General features: G+C 68.2%; 17 protein-coding genes. 4 read left to right on the plus strand and 13 right to left on the minus strand.

The annotated features are described in order from the left end of the window. Positions 1-29: 29 nt before the first annotated feature. The 6 genes from ABE483_RS05960 to nudE all read right to left on the minus strand — a co-directional run bounded on the left by ABE483_RS05960 (position 30) and on the right by nudE (position 4,019). Entirely contained in the window at positions 30-461 is a 432-nt protein-coding gene (locus tag ABE483_RS05960; protein WP_313210505.1) for an NfeD family protein, read from the minus strand. Position 462: 1 nt separating this feature from the next. Then, on the minus strand, positions 463-1,425 hold the full coding sequence (locus ABE483_RS05965) for an SPFH domain-containing protein (protein WP_046272684.1): 963 nt from the start codon (positions 1,423-1,425) through the stop codon (positions 463-465). Between the two features lie 96 nt (positions 1,426-1,521). Continuing rightward, positions 1,522-1,845 carry a YnfA family protein gene (locus ABE483_RS05970; RefSeq protein WP_313210501.1) on the minus strand — a complete coding sequence of 108 codons (324 nt, stop codon included), beginning with the start codon at positions 1,843-1,845 and terminating at the stop codon, positions 1,522-1,524. After that, on the minus strand, positions 1,842-2,654 hold the full coding sequence (gene mazG, locus ABE483_RS05975; RefSeq protein WP_313210499.1) for a nucleoside triphosphate pyrophosphohydrolase: 813 nt from the start codon (positions 2,652-2,654) through the stop codon (positions 1,842-1,844). Before mazG ends, ABE483_RS05970 begins: the two co-directional genes overlap by 4 nt. Positions 2,655-2,670: 16 nt before the next feature. Beyond that, positions 2,671-3,474, minus strand: coding sequence for a 3'(2'),5'-bisphosphate nucleotidase CysQ (cysQ, locus tag ABE483_RS05980; RefSeq protein WP_121039024.1), 804 nt, complete (start codon positions 3,472-3,474; stop codon positions 2,671-2,673). Beyond that, positions 3,471-4,019 carry an ADP compounds hydrolase NudE gene (gene nudE / locus ABE483_RS05985; RefSeq protein WP_121039027.1) on the minus strand — a complete coding sequence of 183 codons (549 nt, stop codon included), beginning with the start codon at positions 4,017-4,019 and terminating at the stop codon, positions 3,471-3,473. Before nudE ends, cysQ begins: the two co-directional genes overlap by 4 nt. 50 nt (positions 4,020-4,069) lie before the next feature. Here nudE and bioA point away from each other — a divergent pair, with 50 nt between their 5' ends. Together bioA and ABE483_RS05995 are read left to right on the plus strand one after the other, a co-directional pair. Further along, positions 4,070-5,461, plus strand: coding sequence for an adenosylmethionine--8-amino-7-oxononanoate transaminase (gene bioA, locus ABE483_RS05990; protein ID WP_313219740.1), 1,392 nt, complete (start codon positions 4,070-4,072; stop codon positions 5,459-5,461). Continuing rightward, a complete protein-coding gene (locus ABE483_RS05995; RefSeq protein WP_346463268.1) occupies positions 5,452-6,186 on the plus strand; it encodes a 16S rRNA (uracil(1498)-N(3))-methyltransferase in 735 nt (244 codons plus the stop codon). The genes bioA and ABE483_RS05995 overlap by 10 nt, the downstream gene beginning before the upstream one ends. Positions 6,187-6,345: 159 nt before the next feature. On the opposite strand, the gene ABE483_RS06000 is transcribed toward ABE483_RS05995, so the two are convergent. From ABE483_RS06000 to pilG, 7 genes are all read right to left on the minus strand, one after another. Then, positions 6,346-6,819 carry a chemotaxis protein CheW gene (locus ABE483_RS06000; protein WP_121039036.1) on the minus strand — a complete coding sequence of 158 codons (474 nt, stop codon included), beginning with the start codon at positions 6,817-6,819 and terminating at the stop codon, positions 6,346-6,348. Positions 6,820-6,850: 31 nt separating this feature from the next. Then, the gene (locus tag ABE483_RS06005; protein ID WP_346481329.1) at positions 6,851-8,194 is read right to left on the minus strand and encodes a chemotaxis protein CheB; all 1,344 of its coding nucleotides are present in this window, start codon (positions 8,192-8,194) and stop codon (positions 6,851-6,853) included. After that, complete coding sequence (locus ABE483_RS06010) at positions 8,160-14,849, minus strand: Hpt domain-containing protein (protein WP_346481330.1); 6,690 nt, start codon at positions 14,847-14,849, stop codon at positions 8,160-8,162. The genes ABE483_RS06005 and ABE483_RS06010 overlap by 35 nt, the downstream gene beginning before the upstream one ends. A 94-nt stretch (positions 14,850-14,943) precedes the next feature. Further along, positions 14,944-16,980 carry a methyl-accepting chemotaxis protein gene (locus tag ABE483_RS06015; RefSeq protein WP_313210486.1) on the minus strand — a complete coding sequence of 679 codons (2,037 nt, stop codon included), beginning with the start codon at positions 16,978-16,980 and terminating at the stop codon, positions 14,944-14,946. A gap of 43 nt (positions 16,981-17,023) precedes the next feature. Next, positions 17,024-17,554, minus strand: a complete 531-nt coding sequence (locus ABE483_RS06020; protein WP_088432919.1) for a chemotaxis protein CheW — start codon at positions 17,552-17,554, stop codon at positions 17,024-17,026. After that, entirely contained in the window at positions 17,554-17,916 is a 363-nt protein-coding gene (locus ABE483_RS06025; protein ID WP_123730426.1) for a response regulator, read from the minus strand. The genes ABE483_RS06020 and ABE483_RS06025 overlap by 1 nt, the downstream gene beginning before the upstream one ends. 18 nt (positions 17,917-17,934) lie before the next feature. Next, positions 17,935-18,336, minus strand: a complete 402-nt coding sequence (pilG, locus tag ABE483_RS06030; protein ID WP_121039045.1) for a twitching motility response regulator PilG — start codon at positions 18,334-18,336, stop codon at positions 17,935-17,937. Between the two features lie 257 nt (positions 18,337-18,593). Between pilG and gshB the strand changes: the two genes are divergently transcribed. Then, positions 18,594-19,544 (plus strand): glutathione synthase, encoded by a 951-nt coding sequence (gshB, locus tag ABE483_RS06035; RefSeq protein WP_121039048.1) that lies wholly within the window; start codon positions 18,594-18,596, stop codon positions 19,542-19,544. Further along, complete coding sequence (locus ABE483_RS06040) at positions 19,541-20,428, plus strand: energy transducer TonB (RefSeq protein ID WP_313219737.1); 888 nt, start codon at positions 19,541-19,543, stop codon at positions 20,426-20,428. Before gshB ends, ABE483_RS06040 begins: the two co-directional genes overlap by 4 nt. Positions 20,429-20,450: the final 22 nt, after the last annotated feature.

Genomic DNA, 20,450 nt, shown 5'->3' on the forward strand with positions numbered 1-20,450 from the left:
CGCCTGCGGCGGTGCGGGAAAACCGAGGATCAGGCCTGCTGTACCTTCAGCGTCATCCCTTCCACCGCCACCACGCGCACCGGGCTGCCGGCCGGCAGATCCGGCCCGGCGACCACCCAGAATGCATCGTCGATCTTGGCCCGGCCCTTGCCGGCCACGATGCCCTGGTCGAGCACGACCACCCGCCCGATCAACTGCTCGGCGCGCCGGTTCAACAGCGGCTGGTCGCTCTGGCGATCGTGTGATCGCCCCCAGCGCCGGTAGCACTGGATCGAGACCACGCTGAGCACCACGAAGGCGACCACCTGCCACAGCAGCGGGATCTCGGCGAACACCGCGACCAGCACGAACACGGCCGCCGCACCGATCCCGATCCACAACATGAAGGCGCCGGGCGCGAGCGCCTCGGCGGCGAACAGCACCAGTGCCAGCGCGCCCCAGGCCACCACTTCCCAGCGCATGTCAGCCTCCGATCCGCGGCGGGACGCCGCGCGTGGCTTTCTTCTCTTCCTGCTTGGCGAACGCCTCGCGCGCCAGTTCGGCCACGCCGGCGATCGAGCCGATCACGCCGCTGGCCTCCATCGGCATCAGCACCAGCTTCTGGTTCGGCGAGGTCGCCAGTTCCTTGAATGCTTCCACATACTTCTGCGCGATGAAGTAGTTGATCGCCTGCACGTCTCCCTGGGCGATCGCCTCGGAGACCATCGTGGTTGCCTTGGCCTCCGCCTCGGCCAGGCGCTCGCGCGCTTCGGCATCGCGGAAGGCCGCCTCCTTGCGGCCCTCGGCCTCCAGCACGGTGGCCTGCTTCTCGCCTTCGGCGCGCAGGATCTCGGACTGACGCGAGCCTTCGGCTTCCAGGATCTGCGCGCGCTTTTCGCGCTCGGCTTTCATCTGCCGCGCCATCGCATCGAGCAGATCGCGCGGCGGCTGGATATCGCGGATCTCGATGCGGTTCACCTTCACGCCCCACGGGTTGGTGGCATGGTCGACCACGCTCAGCAACTGGGCGTTGATCACCTCCCGCTGGCTGAGCGATTCATCCAGATCCATCGAGCCGATCACGGTGCGGATGTTGGTCTGCACCAGCGCGATCATCGCCACCTCCAGGTTGGCGACCTCGTAGGCCGCCTTGGCCGCATCGAGCACCTGGAAGAACACCACGCCATCCACGCGCACGGCGGCGTTGTCCTTGGTGATCACTTCCTGGCTCGGCACGTCCAGCACCTGCTCCATCATGTTCACCTTGCGGCCGACCCCGTAGACGATCGGGATCAGGAAGTGCAGGCCGGGCGACATGGTGTGGGTGTAACGGCCGAAGCGCTCCACGGTCCATTCGTAGCCCTGCGGCACCATCCGCACGGCCTTGAAGAGGATGACGACGGCCACGAAGGCCAGCACCAGCGAGAACAGCATGGTCGGAAACATCAGGTCACTCCCTTTCCCCGGATTCGTAACGCCGAGTATAGCCACGGCACCTTCACACCGGCATCGGGAAGTGCCCTGGCGGGCCGTCAACCAGGTTCAGGCGGTGCGCGGGGCGAACATGATGACCATCATGCCGGCCAGGCACAGGCCGACGCCGAGCAGGTCCCAGCGGCTGGGGCGGATGCCATCCACCAGCCACAGCCACATCAGCGCGGTGCCGATATAGACCCCGCCGTAGGCGGCGTAGACGCGCCCGCTGGCGGTCGGGTGCAGGGTCAGCAGCCAGGCGAACAGCGCCAGGCTGACGGCCGCCGGCAGCAGCAGCCACGCACTGCCGTCCTTGCGCAGCCACAGCCACGGCAGGTAACAGCCGACAATTTCGGCCACGGCGGTCAGCACGAACAGCAGCAGCGTCTTCACGCGGCGGGCTCGTCCGCCTTGGCCTGCTGCCAGAGCGCCTCCTGCGCCTCCAGATCCAGCGCGGCCATGGACTGCCCCGCTGCATCGGCCTGGGCCTCCATCGCGCGGAAGCGTCGTTCGAATTTGTGGTTGGCCAGACGCAGCGCAGCGCCCACATCGACCTTGGCGTGGCGGGCCAGGTTGGCGCAGACGAACAGCAGATCGCCCAGCTCCTCCTGCAGGCGCGCGTGATTTTCCTCGACCGGGCCACGCGCGAATTCCGCGGCGACTTCGTCCAGTTCTTCGCGCACCTTGTCCATCACCGGCGCCGGGCCCGGCCAGTCGAACCCGACCCGTGCCGCGCGTGCCTGCAGCTTCACCGCCCGCTGCCACTCCGGCAGGCCACGCGAGATGCCGGCCAGCGCCGAGGTATCGGTGTGGCCCTTGGCAACGCGCTCGGCGCGTTTGATCGCCTCCCAGTTGCTGTTGACGTCCTCGGCCCCGTCCACCTGGACCTGGGCGAACACGTGCGGATGGCGACGCTCCATCTTGTCGCTGATCGCGCGGGCGACGTCGGCAAACCCGAACGCCCCCTGCTCCTGCGCCATCTGCGCGTGGAAGACCACCTGCAGCAGCAGATCGCCGAGCTCATCCTTGAGGTCATCCAGATCGCCACGGTCGATCGCATCGGCGACCTCGTAGGCTTCTTCGATGGTGTACGGCGCGATGCTGGCGAAGTCCTGCTGCAGGTCCCAGGGGCAGCCCTGCAGCGGGTCGCGCAGGCGCGCCATGATGCCCAGCAGGCGGTCCAGTTCGGGGGTGGCAGGCATCGTTGCTCCAGTCAGGTCAGGCGGGCAGCCACGCGCGCCACGGCAGGCGGGTATCGCCCAGCGCGATGAAGTCGCCGTTCAAGAGGCTCTCGCGGCGGTTGTAGCGGAACGGCTTGCCGGTCTCGGCCGAGAGCACCGCGCCCCCGGCGGCGTGCAGCACGCACTGCCCGGCGGCGGTATCCCACTCGGAGGTCGGGCCCAGCCGCGGGTACACGTCCAGCGTGCCTTCGGCCAGGCGGCAGAACTTGAGCGAGGACCCCTGGGCGAGCACCTCGATATCGCCCATGCGATCCAGCAGCGCCTGCGTCTGCTCGCTGCGGTGCGAGCGGCTGGCGGCTACCCGCAGCGGGGCCGAAGCGGGCGTACGGGTGCGCAGCACCGAATCGCGCATGCCGTCGCGGCGGTAGGCGAGTTCGCCGCGCATCGCATGCCAGATCTGGCCGGTGGCCGGGGCGAGCACCACGCCGAACGCCGGCGCGCCCTGGTAGATCAGTGCGATGTTGACGCTGAACTCGTCGTTGCGTTTGACGAATTCGCGGGTGCCATCCAGCGGATCGACCAGCCAGTAGGCGCCCCAGTGCTGGCGGATCTCCCACGGCACCTGCGCCGATTCTTCGGAGAGGATCGGCAGCTCCGGGGTGAGCTGGGCCAGCCCACGCTCGATCACCTGGTTGGCGCCGAGATCGGCTGCCGTGACCGGGCTGTGGTCGGATTTGATTTCCACATCGAACGGCGTGGCATACACCGCCATGATGGCGGCGGCCGCGTCCTGGGCGATGGCGATGACGGTTTCGCGCAGATCCGTCGTGAGTTTGATCATTCCTTCCGCCCCAGCCACTCGCGTGCGATGAACAGCGCCGCCAGCGATCGGCCTTCGGAGAAATCCTCGCGCAGCATCAACTGGTCCAGATCGGCCAGCTTCCACGGCACGACCTCCAGCTCCTCCGGTTCATCACCGACCAGGCGCTCGGGGTACAGATCCCGCGCCACCACCAGCCAGGACTGGTGGCTCATATAGGTGGGGGCCAAAGTCATCGCGCGCAGCACGTCGACCCGGCGGGCGCCGTAACCGGCCTCTTCCTTCAACTCACGGTCGGCGGCCTGCTCGGGGGTTTCGCCGGCATCGATGCGGCCTTTCACCAGCCCCAGCTCATACCGGTGCATGCCGGCGGCGTATTCACGCACCAGCAGCACGGTCTCGTCATCGAGCATCGGCACCACCACCACCGCGCCGTGACCGCGGGTCACCAGCCGCTCGAAGCGGCGGCGTTCGCCATTGGAAAACTCCAGATCCAGATGCTGGCGCTGGAACGGCCCGCTTTCCTCGTCCGTGATCTGGTGGATGATGGGCAGGCGACGGCTCATGCGAGCATCTCTAGAATGGGTACTGGTGAAAACGTGTTCATGAGCCCGAAATGCTAGCAGACCCAGCCCCCCTCACGCTGGCCGATCAGTGGCGGCAACGCGATCTGGCCGTGCTGTGGCACCCGTGCACCCAGATGCGTGAGCATCCCGACACCCTGCCCCTGCTGCCGATCGCCCGCGGCGAAGGCCCGTGGCTGATCGACCATGACGGCCATCGCTATCTGGATGCGGTGAGCAGTTGGTGGACCAATCTGTTCGGCCATGCGCAACCGCGCATCGGTGCGGCCATTGCCCAGCAGGCCACCCAGCTGGAACAGGTGATGCTGGCCGGCTTCAGTCATGAGCCGGCGGTACGGCTGGCCGAGCGCCTGCTGGCGATCGCCCCCCGCCAGGCCGGGCGCGACCCGCTGGCCAAGGTGTTCTATGCCGACAACGGCTCGGCCGGGGTGGAAGTGGCGCTGAAGATGGCGTTCCACTATTTCCGCAACCGTGGCGAGAACCACCGCACCCGGTTCGTCGCGCTGGAGAACGGCTATCACGGCGAAACCCTGGGGGCGCTGTCCGTCGGCGATATCCCGCTGTATCGGCGCGTGTATGCGCCGCTGCTGACCGAGGCGCTGTTCGCCCCGTCGCCCGACGCCTACCTGGCCGAACCGGGCCAGAGTGCCGCCCAGCGCGCGCACCAGGCGGCCGATGCACTGGCCACGCTGTTCGACCAGCACCCGGGCGAAATCTGCGCGGTGATCCTGGAACCGCGCCTGCAGTGCGCCGGGGGCATGCGCATGTACGACCCGGTCTATCTGCAGCGTGCGCGCGCGCTGTGCGATGCCAATGGTGCCTTCCTGATCGCCGATGAGATCGCCACCGGCTTCGGCCGCACCGGCACGATGTTCGCCTGTGAGCAGGCCGGGGTGATGCCGGACCTGCTGTGCCTGTCCAAGGGCCTGACCGGCGGTTTCCTGCCGCTGTCGGCGGTGCTGGCGACCCAGGCGCTGTACGACGCCTTCCTGGATGATTCACGCGAGCGCGCCTTCCTGCATTCGCACAGCTACACCGGCAATCCGCTGGCCTGCGCCGCCGCGCTGGCGACCCTGGATATTTTCGCCGACGAAGACGTGATTGCACGCAACCGCAGCACTGCCGAGGTGATGCGCACCCTGGCCGCACCGTTCGCCGACCACGCGCATGTCGCCGATGTACGCCAGGCCGGGATGGTGGTGGCGTTCGAGCTGACCCGCAACGGCGACAAACGCACGCCATTCCCGGCCGAGGCCCGGATCGGGCTGCATGCTTATAAAGCGGCGCTCAAACGCGGCGTGGTGCTGCGCCCACTGGGCAATGTGCTGTATTGGATGCCGCCGTACTGCGTTGAGGATGAACACTTGGACCTGCTTGCCCTGACCACCCTCGCCGCCATCGACGAGGCCATCGCATGCGCGTGACCCGCAGCCATATCGACCATCCGCTGGCGGTCGGACAAACACTGGCACTGCCCGAAGACGCCGCCAACCATCTGGTGCGCGTGATGCGCCTGCGCGAAGGCGATGGCTGCGTGTTGTTCAACGGCGATGGCCAGGACTACAGCGCCACCCTGGTGACCGTCGGCAAGCGCGATGCGCAGGTACGGATCGAGGCGGCCACCGCGCTGGACAACGAATCGCCCTTGCACATCACCCTGCTGCAGGGCATTGCCCGCGGGGAAAAGATGGACCTGATCCTGCAGAAGGCGACCGAACTCGGGGTGCAGGCCTTCGTGCCGGTCAACGCCGAACGCACCGAAGTGAAGCTGGATGCAGCGCGTGCCGAGAAGCGACTGGCGCACTGGCGCAGTGTGGTGGTCTCGGCCTGTGGCCAATCCGGCCGCGCCCGCGTGCCGACCGTGGCCGCGCCGCGCTCGCTGCAGGACGCCGCCAACGCGGTCCCGGCCGAGGCATTGAAATTGACCCTGGATCCACAGGGCGAGCATCGCTTGTCGACGCTCTCGGCCGCACCGGGCGGGGTGGTGATCGCGATCGGCCCGGAAGGCGGCTGGTCGCCGCGCGACCGCCAGGCGCTGGCCGCGGCGGGCTTCCAGGGCTTGCAGCTGGGCCCGCGCGTGCTGCGCACCGAGACCGCAGGCTTGGCGGCGATCGCTGCCGTGCAGGCACGGTTGGGCGATCTGGGCTGAAAAACAACGTTGTTCCTTCTGCCCCCTTGATTCATCTGGAGCCATGGCCCCCTTGAGTCAAGGGGGCGCGCCGGCAGGCGCGTGGATCTGGGAGATTGTGACGCGGGGGGCCCGCGGTTTGCGAAGCAAATCGCGGGGAGGTTTCGCGAATGCGCAACCTCACCCCGCCACGGGGAAGGATTCGTCCAGCGCCGCTTCCAGCGCGTCCAGGTCCGGCAGCAGCGCGCTCTGTTCGCCCAGCAGCACGCGCATGTGCACGCCCTGCGGCAGGGTTTCCTCGGAGGCGTCGGCCAACAGCCCGTCGCGCGGCACTGCGATCAGCTGCGGGAAGGTCTGGGTCAGCAGCGCGAAGTAGGGCCGGCGCGGATTGCCGCCCAGCGCCTTGAGCACGACAACCTTGTTGTTGGCCACCACCGGCTCGTCACCCTGCCCGGACAACCGGGCGAAGGACAGCAACGGCACGTCCCAGCCGTGCCAGGCGATCTGTCCGACCAGCCAGGCCGGCGCATCGGGAACGGTTTCGACCGGTACCTTGGACATCATTTCGGCCACGGTGGCGTTGGGCAGCAGCACGCGTTCGTGCCCGGCCTGGATCAGGACACCGCGGATTTCGTCGTTGCTGGCGTAGCTCATGGGTCTTCCTTCAAAGATGCGTCGGCGCCACTCAGGCGTCCACGCCCCAGCGTGCGGCGATGGTGGCGGCCAACTGCGGCGGTTCCCCGGCGTCCTGCCCGGCAGCAACCACCGCACTGGCTGCGGTCGGGTCATAGCAGCCTTCGCCGATCTGACCGGCCACCCAGGCACCGGCGGCGGCCAGGGCGAGCACGGCGTCCACCTGGGCGGCGTCCGCCCCGCTGAGCAGGACCACGCCGCTGTGCGCGGCCGGCAATGCCTCGATCTGGATGCCGGCGGTGTCGGCGATGAACTGCAGGCTGCCCTGCCGCACGGCGATGCCGATGTCGTCGGGCAGGATGTAGGCCTGGCCGGCTTCAACGGGCTGGGCGTCCTCGGCCAGCAGCACCGGCAGTGCGGACACCCGTGCCATCTGCTTGACCAGATTGCCGTAGCGGCCGCCGTCCAGGCGCATATGCACCAGGACGGCGGTGTTCAGCGATTCGGGCAGCGCGGCCAGCAGGCGGCGCAGCGCATCCGGCCCGCCGATGCCGGCCAGGACCAGCACCGCGCCCGCGCAGCCACCGGCGGAACCGGCCTCGGGTTCGAGCTCGACCAGTGACAGACGTTCGATGTCGAAGCGCTCCGGTGCCGGCGCCGTGTCGCTGATCGACGGGGGCGCCGCGACAGCACCGTCATCGTCCACCAGCGACCACCGGCGGTGATCGCCGATCGATACGGCAGCGGCCGCGGCGGGTGGTGCCGAGGCCGGAATCGGTGGAATCGCCGGTGCGATCGGCTCGGGCGCCACCGGCTGCAGCGCCGCCAGCGCCTCTTCCAGCGACACCGGCTCGTGCAACTCCGCCGGCGCCTGGTACAGGCCATCGGCCGGCACCTCGGCGGCCGCATCCTCGGCTTCGCGCAGATGGAACGCCAGCGGTGCGTCGGCATGCAGCTGCGCCGGGGTGACCGGCAGACCCGGTTCGGGCTGCAGCTGCTGGTCCTGTTCCGAACCCGGCGGCAGCACGTCCTGATGGCCGTGCAGCTTGGCCACCAGATGCCGTGCCCAGCGCTGCGCTTCCCAGCCGTCGCGGCGTGCAGCCAGCTCGGCTTCGTCGAAGATCAGGGTCAATGACGGCGAACCCAGCACCGGATCCAACCGCTCCAGGGCGTCTTCGATTGCCGGTTCCAGCGCGATCAGGACCGCACCGGGATCGGCATCACGCAGGACCTGCAGGTCGAGCGTGTTGGGGTCGTCCTCCAGCACCACGCGGGCGCCGGCATGGTCGAGCGCTTCGCGCAGGCGGTCGCGTGCCGGGCCGGAACGGGCCAGCAGGGCCACCGTCAACAGGGGATGGGCATCACTCGCGTGCACGGGCGATCCCCAGCAGGTCATACACGTTGCGCATCAGATCCAGTTCCTGGTACGGCTTGCCCAGGTAGCGCTGGACACCGAGTTCAAAGGCGCGTTGACGGTGTTTGTCGCCGCTGCGCGAGGTGATCATCACGATCGGCACACCCTGGTAGCGCGGGTCGGCGCGCATGACGCTGGCCAGCTCGTAACCGTCCATGCGCGGCATTTCGATATCCAGCAGCATCAGGTCGGGCACGCGCTCATCCAGGCGCTCCAGAGCTTCGATACCGTCACGGGCGACCGTGACCTCGAAGTTGTGGCGCTCCAGGATGCGGCCGGTGACCTTGCGCATGGTCAGCGAATCGTCGACCACCATCACCAGGGGTACATCGCGATCACTGACCTTGGCTGCGGCGGTGATCGGCTTGTGCGGGTTGGCCAGGTAGCGGCGCACCAGCGGGGCCACGTCCAGGATCACCACCACGCGGCCATCGCCGGTGATCGTCGCACCGTAGATGCCCGGCACCGAAGCGATCTGCAGGCCGACCGGCTTGACCACGATTTCGCGGTTGCCCAGCACCTGGTCGATCGCCACGGCCACGCGCAGGTCGCCAGCGCGGACCAGCAGCAGCGGCACCTGGGCCTGGCCTTCGGCGCGGGCCTGGGCCTGGCCGATCAGCGTCCCCAGATCATGCAACGCGAATTCTTCGCCACCGTAGTGGTAGCCGCCGTTGGCGGTTTCAAAGCGCTCGCGCGAGATCCGGCCGATACCACTGACCGAGGCCACCGGCACGGCAAAGGTGGTCTCGCCGATCTGCACGAACACCGCCTGGGTGACCGCCAACGTCTGCGGCAGGCGCAGGGTGAAGGTAACGCCCTGGCCGCTGACCGAGTGGATGTCCACCGAACCACCCAGCTGGCGCACTTCGTTGTGGACCACGTCCATGCCCACGCCACGGCCGGCCAGCTGGCTGACCTGGTCGGCGGTGCTGAAGCCGGGCGAGAAGATCATCGCATCCAGTTCGGCATCGCTGAGCACGGCATCGGCGGCGATCAGGCCACGCTGTTCGGCGCGGCGACGGATCGCCTCGCGGTCCAGCCCGGCGCCATCGTCGGCCACTTCCAGCACGATTTCCGAGCCTTCGCGACGCAGGCGGATGGCGATTTCGCCCTCCTCCGGCTTGCCCGCGGCCCGGCGCTGTTCCGGGGTTTCCAGGCCATGCGCCACCGAGTTGCGCAGCATGTGTTCCAACGGCGCGACCATGCGGTCGAGCACGTTGCGATCCAGTTCGCCGTGGGTCCCTTCGAGGGTGACGTGAACCTGCTTGCCGGTGTCCTGGCCGGCCTGGCGCACGACCCGGCGCAGGCGTGGCACGAGACCATCGAACGGCACCATGCGCGCGCGCATCAGGCCGTCCTGCAGCTCCGAACTGACGCGCGACTGCTGTTGCAGCAGCACGTCGTACTGGCGCGACAGATCGTCCAGCACGCCCTGCAGACCGCCCAAGTCAGCCGCGGACTCGTTCAGCGCGCGGCTGAGCTGCTGCAGCGTGGAGAAGCGGTCCAGTTCCAGCGGGTCGAATTTGTGATCGGCCTGGTCCTGCTCACGCTGATAGCGCGCCACGATCTGCGCTTCGGTTTCCAGATCAAGGCGGCGCAGCTGATCGCGCAGACGGGCATTGGTACGGTCCAGTTCGCCCATGGCGCCCCGGAAGGCACCGAGCTGCTGCTCCAGACGCGAACGGTAGATCGCTACTTCACCGGCGTGGTTGACCAGGCGGTCGAGCAGATCGGCGCGCACGCGCACCTGTTCCTGCTGCGGCCGCGGCAGACCATCTTCCTCGCTGACGGTTTCCAGCGGGACCGGTGCCGACAGCGGCGCCGCCACGAGCGCGGCGATGGCGGCCTCGACCTTGGCATCGCCGGACGCAAGCGGCGGCTCGGTGGTCTCGATCTGTTCCGGCTCGACACGGCCCTGGGTACGCTGCTCGAACGCGGCGATCAGGTCGTCGGGCATCGCCACGGTGCGGTGCTGCCCGGTCCGGGTCAGCAGCTGGTGCAGGCGATCAAACCCGCGCTCCAGCAGATGCACGTCGCTGCGGTCGATATCGGTGCGGTTGGCCGCGACGGCTTCCAGCAGCGATTCAATGCCGTGGCCAAGATCGCCGATCGGGTTGATCCCGGCCATGCGCGCGCCCCCCTTGAGGGTATGCAGGTCGCGCTGCAGGCCGGCGATCACGTCGCGGTCCTGGGGCGCGGCACGCAGTTCGCTGATCAGGCCATCGCAGTGGTCGAGCAGGTCCTTGCCCTCTTCCACGAAGATATCGACCAGCTCCTGGTCGAGCAGGGTGAAATCGAGCGCATCGCCCGGCGCGAGGTCGTCGCTGTCGGTGGCGTCCACGGGCCGGACATCATCGGCTTCCGGGGCGGTCGTGAAGGTTGCAGCGGGTGCGTCCTCCAGTTCGAAGAAGCGCGCCGGGGTGGCCGCGTCGGCGGAGACATCGGGCGCCGTGGCCTCGATCGCCTCGGCGAACGCATCGGCTTCGCCGGTGTTCTCATCCGTGGCGTCCAGACCGAGCACGCCGGTATCGGAGGCATCCGGCGCATCGACGACGGTCAAACCGTCATCCACCGCCTGCTGGGCGTCCACCACCTCACCAAACGCCGGCGGCGGCGGCAGGACCTCATCCAGCGCGTGCGCGTCTTCCTCGCTGTCCGGATCGGTGTCGCTCCCGCTGTCGTTGGCCGCGTCATCGACGGCGACCGCGTAGTCGCTGCCCTGCTCAACGGCATGGGCATGGGCATCGACATCAGCGGCCGGACCGTCGGCGACGTCCACGGTCGCCGCTTCCACGCCGGACCGGGTGTCGGTCGCGGTGTCTGCGACGCCTTCGGCTTCGGCCCTGGCGTCCGTGTCCGTGTCCGTGTCCGTGTTGGAGGCGGAGGCGGTTTCAGCGCCGACGTCGACCGGACGTTCCGGCGTGACCGGCTCGGCGAAATGATCGAAGTAACGTGAGAGATCCTCGGCCGAGGTCAGCTCGACGGCTTCCAGGCCTGCATGCACAGACGCCAGATCCGCGTCGGCCGCGACGTCCGGCGACGCCAGCGCATCTGCTTCGCGCGCGGTGTCCGGCAGCTCGGCATCAAAATAGGCGGACAGGTCGTCCGTGCCCGTCAGTTCCATGGCGATGAGGGCATCGTCGTCGGCCACAGCGACCGCGCGACCGGGCTCGATCACGCTCAGGCCATCGGCATCGATCCCGGCCTGCTGCTCGTCGGTAACCGTAGCGTCGTGCGCATCTGCTGCTTCGACGACGTCGTATGCCTCAACGGCCTCGACTGCTTCGATTGCTTCAACCGCTTCAACCGCTTCAACCGCTTCAACCGTATCCGCGTCTGCTGCCCTGCCCTCGACTGTATCCACGTCGATGGCAGCCGCTTCCACGGCATCTGCAGCCGTCGCTTCGTTGAATGCTCCCGCATCTGCCGCTTCAGTCGCCTCGGCGTACGGTTCGTCATCCACAAGGTCCAGATCGTCCTCGACCAGTGCCGGCCAGCGCGCTTCCGGCAACGTATCGGCCAGGGCAACCAGGCGGGCCGCCAACGCGTTCTGCACGGGCACCCGCGGCGCCTCGTCCTGCAGTGCCGCCATGGTGGTGGTGATCGCGATGCAGGTCTCGGCCAGCGCGTCCATACCTGCCGCGCTGGGCAGTACATCGGCGGCCAGGGAACGCTTGATGTAGCTTTCCGCCGCACCGGTGACCGCCGTGATCTCCGGCACGTCGGTCATGGCGAAGGCGCCGTTCATGGTGTGCACGGCGCGCAGCAGCCCGTCGGTCACTGGCTGCGGTGCATCGGTGGCGGCATCCAGCCACGCCTGCAGCGTGGCCTGATGGACCTCGACCTCGGCTTCCAGGATCTCGCGCAGCACACTGTCGATATTGGCCGGTGTGCTCTCGATCATCGGCGCGGCGTCAGTCGTCCCACTGTCCACGGCCATCGCCACGGGCGCTGCAGCCGCACGCTGCAGCGGCACATGGAAGGTCTCCTCACCCGCGGCCACACGATCGGCGATGGCCTGCATGGCCTGCAGATCGGCGGTGACACGGCTGCCATCGCGCAGCGCGGCGTTGAGCTGCGGCAGCACCTCGTAGGCTTGGCCGACCAGGGCGACCACGGCCGGCGAGGCCGGACGGCTGCCGTCGAGCACGCGGTTGAGCATGCCCTCGATCTTCCAGCTGAACTCGCCCAAGGTACGCGCACCGACCAGCCGGCCACTGCCCTTGAGGGTATGGAACACGCGGCGGATCGGGCGCAGGCGGTCCAGGTTGTCCGGCGCGATGCGCCAGGCCGGGAGCAGGTTGCCCAGGTTCACCAGTTCTTCGTCGAACTCTTCGATGAAGACCTCGCGGATGTCCTGGTCGATGTTCTCGCCATCGTCCTCGAAGCCGGCCTCGATGCTGGTGTCGTCGGCGGCCACGGCCACTGCCGGGCTTGCCGGTGCAGACGCGGCCGGCACGGTACCGGTGTCGGCGCCTTCCGGGCGGAACTGCGCGGCGGCGGCGTCCAGTTCGGCCAGGAAGCGGGTGGATGCGTCGTCCAGTTCGATACGGCGGATGACCGCATCCTGCACGGCGGGCGGCGGCAGCGCGGCATCTGCCGCGGCCTGCGGCACCGTGTCGGCGCCATCGATGAACGCCTCGATCGGCTCGGCGACACCGTCGTCCGCCGAGGCCACCGGAATCTCCTGCAGGAACGTCGGCAGGGCCTCCACATCCACCGCGCGCTGCGCGAACGGGCTGGACGCGGCCGTCTGCGCGGCAACGCTATCGGTGTCGGTGTCGCTGTCATCGATCTGAAGCGACACCACGTCGTCGGCGTTGCGCAGGTCCTCATCGAAGGTGAAGTCGATCGGCTCGTCGCTCAGCTCCAGCATCTCGTGCTCGGCGGCCACCGGATCGAACCCGGCGCCCGTGGCCACGAAGGCCGGCATCTCCAGCGACACGTCGGAAACCTCGGGCGCACGCTCCGGCGTCGCCACATCCACCTCATCGTGCGCAGCATCGGCGTGCACGGAGGGCAGCGGCGCGACGTCCCACCCGGCGCCGGCCGGCACGTCGGCAATGACCGGATCGAAATGGGCAAACGTAGGCAGTTCGTCCACATCGTCATGGCTGGCCAGCGTCCACTGCGGCGCATCGGCGGCGACCGGGGCGGTGGAGGCATCGAACACCAGCGCCACGGGTGCCGTGGGCAGCGGGGCGGTGATCGCCGGCGGCGGATCGAAGGTGAAGTCCGGCAGCGGCGGCGGCAGGTTGGCCGGGCGCGGGATGTCGGCGGTGACGCCGAGCTGGATCGGCTCGGGTGCAGGCGTGTCCCACGGGGTGAGCTCGATGGGTTCGGCCGCGACCGGCAACGACTCCGGCCCGGTATCGGGGGTCGGCTGGTTGGCAGCCGGCAGCGGCCAGTAACGCAGGGTTTCCAGGCTGCTGCGGGTGATGTCCAGAATGTCATCGCGGCCCGGGCGACGTTCGCGCAGGGCCTCGAGGTAATACTCCAGGCTGGCCATGGCGTCGGCCAGGGTGTCCAGCTGGCGCCCGCTGGGCACGCGCTGCTTGCCGAGCAGTTCAACGGCGATGTACTGGCGCACGCCCTGCAGGTAATCGGCCGGAACCGACAGATCCAGCATGCGCAGGGCACCGGCGACCTCGCCGAGCAGGCGCGGTACTTCCTGCAGCTGCTGGTGGTTCCAGTTGGTTTCGATGAAGGCGACGAAATGCTCGCGCGCCGCAGCGAAGTTGGCGATGGCTTCATGTGCCAGCACCTCCACCGTGCGCCGGTTCTCCACCGCGCTCGGATCGTCCTCGCCGCTGCCGCCGGCGCCCAGATGGGCGACCTGGTCATCCAGCGAGGCATCCACGTAAAGCAGCGCGCCGGCGATATCCAGCAGCAGCGTTTCATCGATCTGCTGCACGCCCTCGACCACTTCGCGCAGCGCATCGCGCTGCTGTACGACCACGCCGCGGGCGACGCCCAGGCCCATCATGCCCAGCGTATCGGCCACCGCGCCCAGCTCGTTGACCTGGGTCTGCAGCTGCACCGGCTCGCCACCGGTACGCAGGTGCAGGTCCAGCGCATCCTTGATGCGCAGCAGTTCTTCCTTGACCGCGTTGCCGACCGTATCGAGCAGTTCGCGGTTGCGCCCGCTCAGGCTGCCCCGCGCGTGATCCAGCTCGGCTTCGGTGGCGCTCGCGCTGTCCGGCGCGAAGGCGAACAGCACGCTCTCGTTGATGCCCGGGGCGGCGCGGGCCGACCGGATGTCATTGAGCAGCGGCAGCAGCACGATCGGAATATCGCGGTGACCGTTCTGCAGGCGCTCCAGGTAATCGGGCAGCAGTACGCTGCCACGCATCAACGTGGCGCAGGCTTCATCACGGTCGGGCACCTCACCGGCACCGATCGCATTGGCCAACTGCTCCAGCTCCTCGGCCACCATCGCCGGGGCATACAGCTCGACCATCCGCAGGGTGCCCTGCACCTGGTGCAGGTAGCCGGCGCAGAAGCGCATCCGGCTGCCATCGGCAGGGTCTTCCACGTAGTACTCGACCTCGTTGCGCACCTGGCGCAGGGTCTCGTCCAGCTCCGGCTTGACCCAGCCCAGCGCAGCGTGGCTCATGGCATCGCGCAGCGTGCTCATGCCAGGTCTCCCGGCAGCTCGGCGCACATGGCGTGCGGTGATTTCTCGCGATGCATCATCTGCTTGTTCCTTCCCTCTCCGCCCTGCCCGCGGCTCACGCCGGCAGCTTGAAGTCGGCGACCGAGCGGCGCAGGTCGGCCGCCAGCTGTGCCAGGTGGCCGATCGACTCGGCGGTCTGTCCCGCGCCCTGCGAGGTCTGGCCGGTAATCTGACGGATCACGCCCATGGTGCGGGTGATGTCCGATGCCGCGGCCGACTGCTGCTGGGCAGCGATCGAGATGTTCTTGATGAGGTTGTTCAACGCGTTGGAGACGCGCTCGATTTCGGTCAGCGCGGTACCGGCGTCTTCGGCCAGGCGTGCACCGGAGACCACTTCGGCGGTGGTCTGCTCCATCGAGCTGACCGCCTCGTTGGTATCGGCCTGAATGGCCTGCACCAGGTTTTCGATCCGTCGGGTCGCACCGGAGGTGCGCTCTGCCAGCCGCTGCACTTCGTCGGCCACCACCGCGAAACCGCGACCGGCCTCACCGGCCGAAGCCGCCTGTACCGCGGCGTTCAACGCCAGGATGTTGGTCTGCTCGGAAATGTCGTTGATCAGTTCCACGATCGAGCCGATTTCCTGCGAGGACTCGCCCAGGCGCTTGATGCGCTTGGAGGTTTCCTGGATCTGGTCGCGGATCTGGTCCATGCCCTGGATCGTTTCACGCACCACGCCGGCACCTTCGGCGGCGATGATCACCGAGCGCTGCGCCACGTCGGCCGACTCGGCCGAGTTGCGCGACACCTGCTCGATGCTCGAGGCGATTTCGCCGATGCGGTCGGAGGCCGAGGTGATCTGGTTGGCCTGGTGGCCGGCCGCTTCGGCCAGCTGCATCGCGGTAGCCTGGGTTTCCTGGGTCGACACGGCGACCTTGGCCGAGGTGTCGTTGATCGTGGTCACCAGGTGGCGCAGCTCATCCACGGCGTAGTTGATGGCGTCGGCGATGGCACCGGTCATGTCCTCGGTCACCGAGGCCTTCACCGTCAGGTCGCCTTCACCCAGCGAGCTGATTTCGTCCAGCAGCCGCATGATGGCCTGCTGGTTGCGGCTGTTGTATTCCACCTGGGTCTGGTACCGCAGTTCCTGTTCGCGCGAGCGGCTGCGCACCGTGCTGCCGACGAAGCCGATGATGGCGATCAGCGACAACGCACCCGACGCCACGCCCAGCCAGAAGTTGGGGAACAGGCGGGTATCGCGCAGCGAGCCGAACGAAGAGAAGGCTTCGAACAGCTTCTTGCTGTCGCGCAGCATGTCTGCCGAACCGCCGGTGAGGGCCGCGGCCGAGGACTGCGCGGCGAACAGCTGGCGCGAGCTGGCCAGGATGGCGTCGGCATCCTGCTTCATGGTGTCCCACTGCTTCTGCGACTGCTCCAGCGCGGCCAGCGCCGGACCGTTGCGGACCGCGGCAATGCCCAGTTCCTCGTTGCCGTTGCGCAGCGCATCGAGCACCTGGGTGAAGACCACCGAGTCGCGGGCGAGCGCGTCGCCCGCGGCAGCCGCATTGGCACCACCGGCGCGCATTTCTGTCACACGGCGGGCCATCGAGCCGACCACCACGACCTGCTGCAGGGCGTTGTAGACCTGCGAGGACGGCGCGCCACTGGCCGACATCGCGCGGACCACTTCGTTCAGCTGTGCCTGCAGGGCGGGCACGCCGTTGACGAAGTTGTTCGCGTTGCCGGCCAGGGCCAGCACGGCCGGTTCGCTGGCGACCAGCTGGCCGGCGCTCTTGCCGAGCGGCTCCCAGGTCTGGATCAGCGTGTTCAGCGGCCCGGCGACATTGGTCTCGGTGCCGTAGCGGCCCTGCAGCCCACTGACGGTACTTTCGATGTCGCTCTTGGTCAGCTTGAACGCGGTGAACGCCTGCGCGTTGCCCGAGACCGCCTCACGGCCCTGGTTGGCCAGCTGCTGCGAGAGCACCTGCAGGTTCGCCGCATCGGTGCTCGCACTGGCCAGGCGACTGCCCTGCCAGGTCGCCACGCCGGTGTTGACGCCGAACACGATCATCGACACGGCCAGCAGGCCGAGCCAGAAATTGGTGCCCACCGAGCCGAGCTTGCCGGCCTTGGCGGATTCCGAAGCAGTACTCATCGTTCAACCTCGATCTTCAATGCGGAGAGACAGGCGCCTGCGGTCAGGCCGCGGCCTGCCTGAATTCGGGGGTACGCGACAGCAGCGACAGCGAGAACACGCCCCAGTCATGGCCATCGCCGTGGAACGCACGGTCGATGAAGTGCGCATAGCGGCCGGTGGCCAGATCGCCGGCGACGATGTCCTGGTCCAGCTCGAAACTGCGCTGGCCGAACAGTTCATCGATGGTCAATGCCACGTCGCCGCCGGCCTGGCGCATGATCAGCACGCGCTGACCCTCCTGCTGCACGGTGCGCTCGCCTTCCAGGAAGAACTTCAGGTCCACCACCGGGAACAGGTTGCCGCGCAGGTTGCCCACGCCCAGCAGCCACGGCTGTGCGCCGGGCACCGGGGTGATCGGCGGCATCGGGACGATTTCCACCACTTCGCGGAAATCCGAGACCAGCCGGCGCTTGCCCACGCGATAGCCGACGCCTCGCCACAGGTCCTGCGAGAACTGCCGCTCGGGCAGCTGCACCGCATGGGCCAGGCTGCGTCGCTCGTAGGCCTGGAGGATGTCGAAAGGAGAACGCATCAGACCACCAACTGGTTGATCCGCGCGATCAGTTCCTCCTCGCGCGGCGGCTTGACGATGTAGTCGGCCGCCCCCTGGCGCAGCCCCCATGCCTTGTCGGTTTCCATCGCCTTGGTGCTCACGATGACCACCGGAATGTGCTTGATGGCCGCGTCGCGCGCCATCGCACGGGTCGCCTGGAAGCCACTCATGCCCGGCAGGACCACGTCCATCAGCACCAGCTGCGGCGACTGCTCGCGCACGAGCTTGAGCCCGTCCTCGGCGTTGTCCGCTTCCAGGACTTCATGACCGGCCTTGGTCAACCACTGCGTGAACACCGCACGGTCGGTCGGTGAATCCTCGATCAGTACGATTCGAGCCATTGTGCCTTTCCCCCCTGGTCAGGCGTTGACGTATGTGCGGATGGCACCCAGCAGTTCTTCACGCGTGAATGGCTTGGTCAGGTACTGCTCCGAGCCGACGATGCGGCCGCGCGCCTTGTCGAACAGGCCGTCCTTGGAGGACAGCATGATCACCGGCGTGGACTTGAACAGCTGGTTGCCCTTGATCAGCGCACAGGTCTGATACCCGTCCAGCCGCGGCATCATGATGTCCACGAAGATGATCTGCGGCTGTTGATCGGCGATCTTGGCCAATGCCTCGAACCCATCGGTCGCGGTCACCACTTCGCAGCCTTCCCGCTTCAGCAGGGTTTCCGCGGTTCTGCGGATGGTCTTCGAATCATCGATGACCATCACGCGCAGCCCTGCGAGTTCCCCACCCGCAGCCATGTATTCAGTCATTACCTTTCCCCAAGCGCGCGACGCTTGCCTGATCCCCGGCGTCGCTGCGAAAGCGTATCTATATCCCAATACCGGCGCGCGCTTCAAGCACACCCACCGCGGCCCCGGTGCCAGCGGCCCGGCGAGCGCCCGGCCCGGGCCGTTTGCGCAAACCCGGGGCGGCGCCCGCCCGGCCGGACACTGCGTTCCGCGCCCCCGGGCAGGCATTGCGGACCCATTGTCGCTACCATCATCGGCCTGCCCGCCAGGTTGCGACCATGCCGTTGAATGTCATCGTGGTGATGGACCCCATCGCCCATATCAAGATTGCCAAGGACACCACCTTCGCGATGCTGCTGGAAGCCCAGCGCCGCGGCCATGCCCTGCACTACGTCAGCCCCGGCGGGCTGGCCCTGCGCGACGGCCAGGCCATCGCCCGCACCGCCCCGCTGCAGGTGCGCGAGGACAAGAACGACTGGTTCACCCTGGGCGAGTTCAGCCAGACCGTGTTCGGCCCCGGCCAGGTGGTGCTGATGCGCAAGGACCCGCCGGTGGATGCCGAATTCATCTACGACACCCACGTACTCAGCGTCGCCCAGCAGGCCGGTGCGATGGTGGTCAACGACCCCCAGGGCCTGCGCGACTACAACGAGAAGCTGGCCGCCCTGCTGTTCCCGCAGTGCTGCCCGCCGACCCTGGTCAGTCGCCGCAATGCGGACCTGAAGGCCTTCGTGCTCGAACATGGCCAGGCGGTGCTCAAGCCGCTGGACGGCATGGGCGGGCGCTCGATCTTCCGCAGCGGCACCGGTGATCCCAACCTCAACGTGATCCTGGAAACCCTGACCGATGGCGAGCGCACGCTGGCCCTGGCGCAGAAGTTCATCCCGGACATCACCGCTGGCGACAAGCGCATCCTGCTGGTCGATGGCGAGCCGGTGGACTACTGCCTGGCGCGGATTCCGCAGGGCGATGAGTTCCGCGGCAACCTGGCCGCCGGTGGCCGTGGCGAAGGCCGCCCGCTGAGCGAACGCGACCGCTGGATCGCCGCCCAGGTCGGACCGGAGATGAAGCGGCGCGGCATGCGCTTCGTCGGCCTGGATGTGATCGGCGATTACCTCACCGAAGTGAACGTCACCAGCCCGACCTGCGTGCGCGAGCTCGACGCCCAGTTCGGACTGAACATCGCCGGCACCCTGTTCGATGCGATCGAGGCCAGCCTGCCGCGATGAGCGCCAGCGTCGTCCCGGCCCCGACGTGGCAGGCGCGCGAATCCCAGCGGCTGGGCGCGACCCTGACGCTGTCCGTGCTCGTGCACGCGTTGCTGCTGCTGGGGGTCGGCTTCGCGGTCAGTGACAGCGCGCCGCTGGTGCCCACGCTGGATGTGATCTTCAGCCAGACCCAGACCCCACTGACACCCAAGCAGGCCGATTTCCTGGCCCAGGCCAATCAGCAGGGCGGTGGCGACCACGACAAGGCCCAGCGCCCGCGCGACAACCAGGCCGGAATCGTGCCCCAGGCGCAGGCCGGGCTGTCACCGGTCCCGCAGCAGCGCCAGGAGGCGGCCAGCGTGCCGCCCCCGCAGACCCGCGTGGTCAACAGCCGCAATGGCGCCGACACCATCGCCGAGGCGCAGCCACAGCCGCTGCCCGAGCACCCCCGCCCGGATGCACCGATGACGGCCCGCGAGCAGCGCGATGTGGAGATGGCGCGGTTGGCCGCCGAAGTGCACCTGCGCTCGGCCCAGTACGCCAAACGCCCGAACCGCAAGTTCGTCTCGGCCAGTACCCGCGAATACGCCTATGCCAATTATCTGCGCGCGTGGGTCGATCGCGCCGAGCGCGTCGGCAACCTGAACTACCCCGATGAGGCGCGCGCCCGCCGGCTCGGTGGCCAGGTGGTGATCACCGTCGGTGTGCGCCGCGATGGCACCGTCGAAAGTGCCCGCATCCTGCAGTCCAGCGGCACGCCGTTGCTGGATGAAACCGCGCTGCGCGTGATCACGCTTGCCCAGCCGTTCCCGCCGCTGCCCAAGACCGAGGATGCGATCGACATCCTGCAGGTGACCCGCACCTGGGTGTTCCTGCCCGGCGGCGAGCTGCGCGACGACCGCTGAGGGGGCGATAGCCGACCAACGG

The sequence above is a fragment of the Stenotrophomonas sp. TWI602 genome (assembly GCF_039674045.1).
GTDB lineage: Bacteria > Pseudomonadota > Gammaproteobacteria > Xanthomonadales > Xanthomonadaceae > Stenotrophomonas.

What these genes read in the sequence shown, in the direction of transcription:
- ABE483_RS06040 (WP_313219737.1), top strand. Translation starts at nt 19,541, where the DNA reads ATGAGCGCCAGCGTCGTCCCGGCCCCGACGTGGCAGGCGCGCGAATCC.
- nudE (WP_121039027.1), bottom strand. Translation starts at nt 4,019, where the DNA reads ATGAGCCGTCGCCTGCCCATCATCCACCAGATCACGGACGAGGAAAGC.
- pilG (WP_121039045.1), bottom strand. Translation starts at nt 18,336, where the DNA reads ATGACTGAATACATGGCTGCGGGTGGGGAACTCGCAGGGCTGCGCGTG.
- ABE483_RS06000 (WP_121039036.1), bottom strand. Translation starts at nt 6,819, where the DNA reads ATGAGCTACGCCAGCAACGACGAAATCCGCGGTGTCCTGATCCAGGCC.
- ABE483_RS06020 (WP_088432919.1), bottom strand. Translation starts at nt 17,554, where the DNA reads ATGCGTTCTCCTTTCGACATCCTCCAGGCCTACGAGCGACGCAGCCTG.
- ABE483_RS06025 (WP_123730426.1), bottom strand. Translation starts at nt 17,916, where the DNA reads ATGGCTCGAATCGTACTGATCGAGGATTCACCGACCGACCGTGCGGTG.
- ABE483_RS06015 (WP_313210486.1), bottom strand. Translation starts at nt 16,980, where the DNA reads ATGAGTACTGCTTCGGAATCCGCCAAGGCCGGCAAGCTCGGCTCGGTG.
- ABE483_RS06005 (WP_346481329.1), bottom strand. Translation starts at nt 8,194, where the DNA reads ATGACCTGCTGGGGATCGCCCGTGCACGCGAGTGATGCCCATCCCCTG.
- cysQ (WP_121039024.1), bottom strand. Translation starts at nt 3,474, where the DNA reads ATGATCAAACTCACGACGGATCTGCGCGAAACCGTCATCGCCATCGCC.
- ABE483_RS05960 (WP_313210505.1), bottom strand. Translation starts at nt 461, where the DNA reads ATGCGCTGGGAAGTGGTGGCCTGGGGCGCGCTGGCACTGGTGCTGTTC.
- ABE483_RS05995 (WP_346463268.1), top strand. Translation starts at nt 5,452, where the DNA reads ATGCGCGTGACCCGCAGCCATATCGACCATCCGCTGGCGGTCGGACAA.
- bioA (WP_313219740.1), top strand. Translation starts at nt 4,070, where the DNA reads ATGCTAGCAGACCCAGCCCCCCTCACGCTGGCCGATCAGTGGCGGCAA.
- ABE483_RS05965 (WP_046272684.1), bottom strand. Translation starts at nt 1,425, where the DNA reads ATGTTTCCGACCATGCTGTTCTCGCTGGTGCTGGCCTTCGTGGCCGTC.
- ABE483_RS06010 (WP_346481330.1), bottom strand. Translation starts at nt 14,849, where the DNA reads ATGAGCACGCTGCGCGATGCCATGAGCCACGCTGCGCTGGGCTGGGTC.
- gshB (WP_121039048.1), top strand. Translation starts at nt 18,594, where the DNA reads ATGCCGTTGAATGTCATCGTGGTGATGGACCCCATCGCCCATATCAAG.
- mazG (WP_313210499.1), bottom strand. Translation starts at nt 2,654, where the DNA reads ATGCCTGCCACCCCCGAACTGGACCGCCTGCTGGGCATCATGGCGCGC.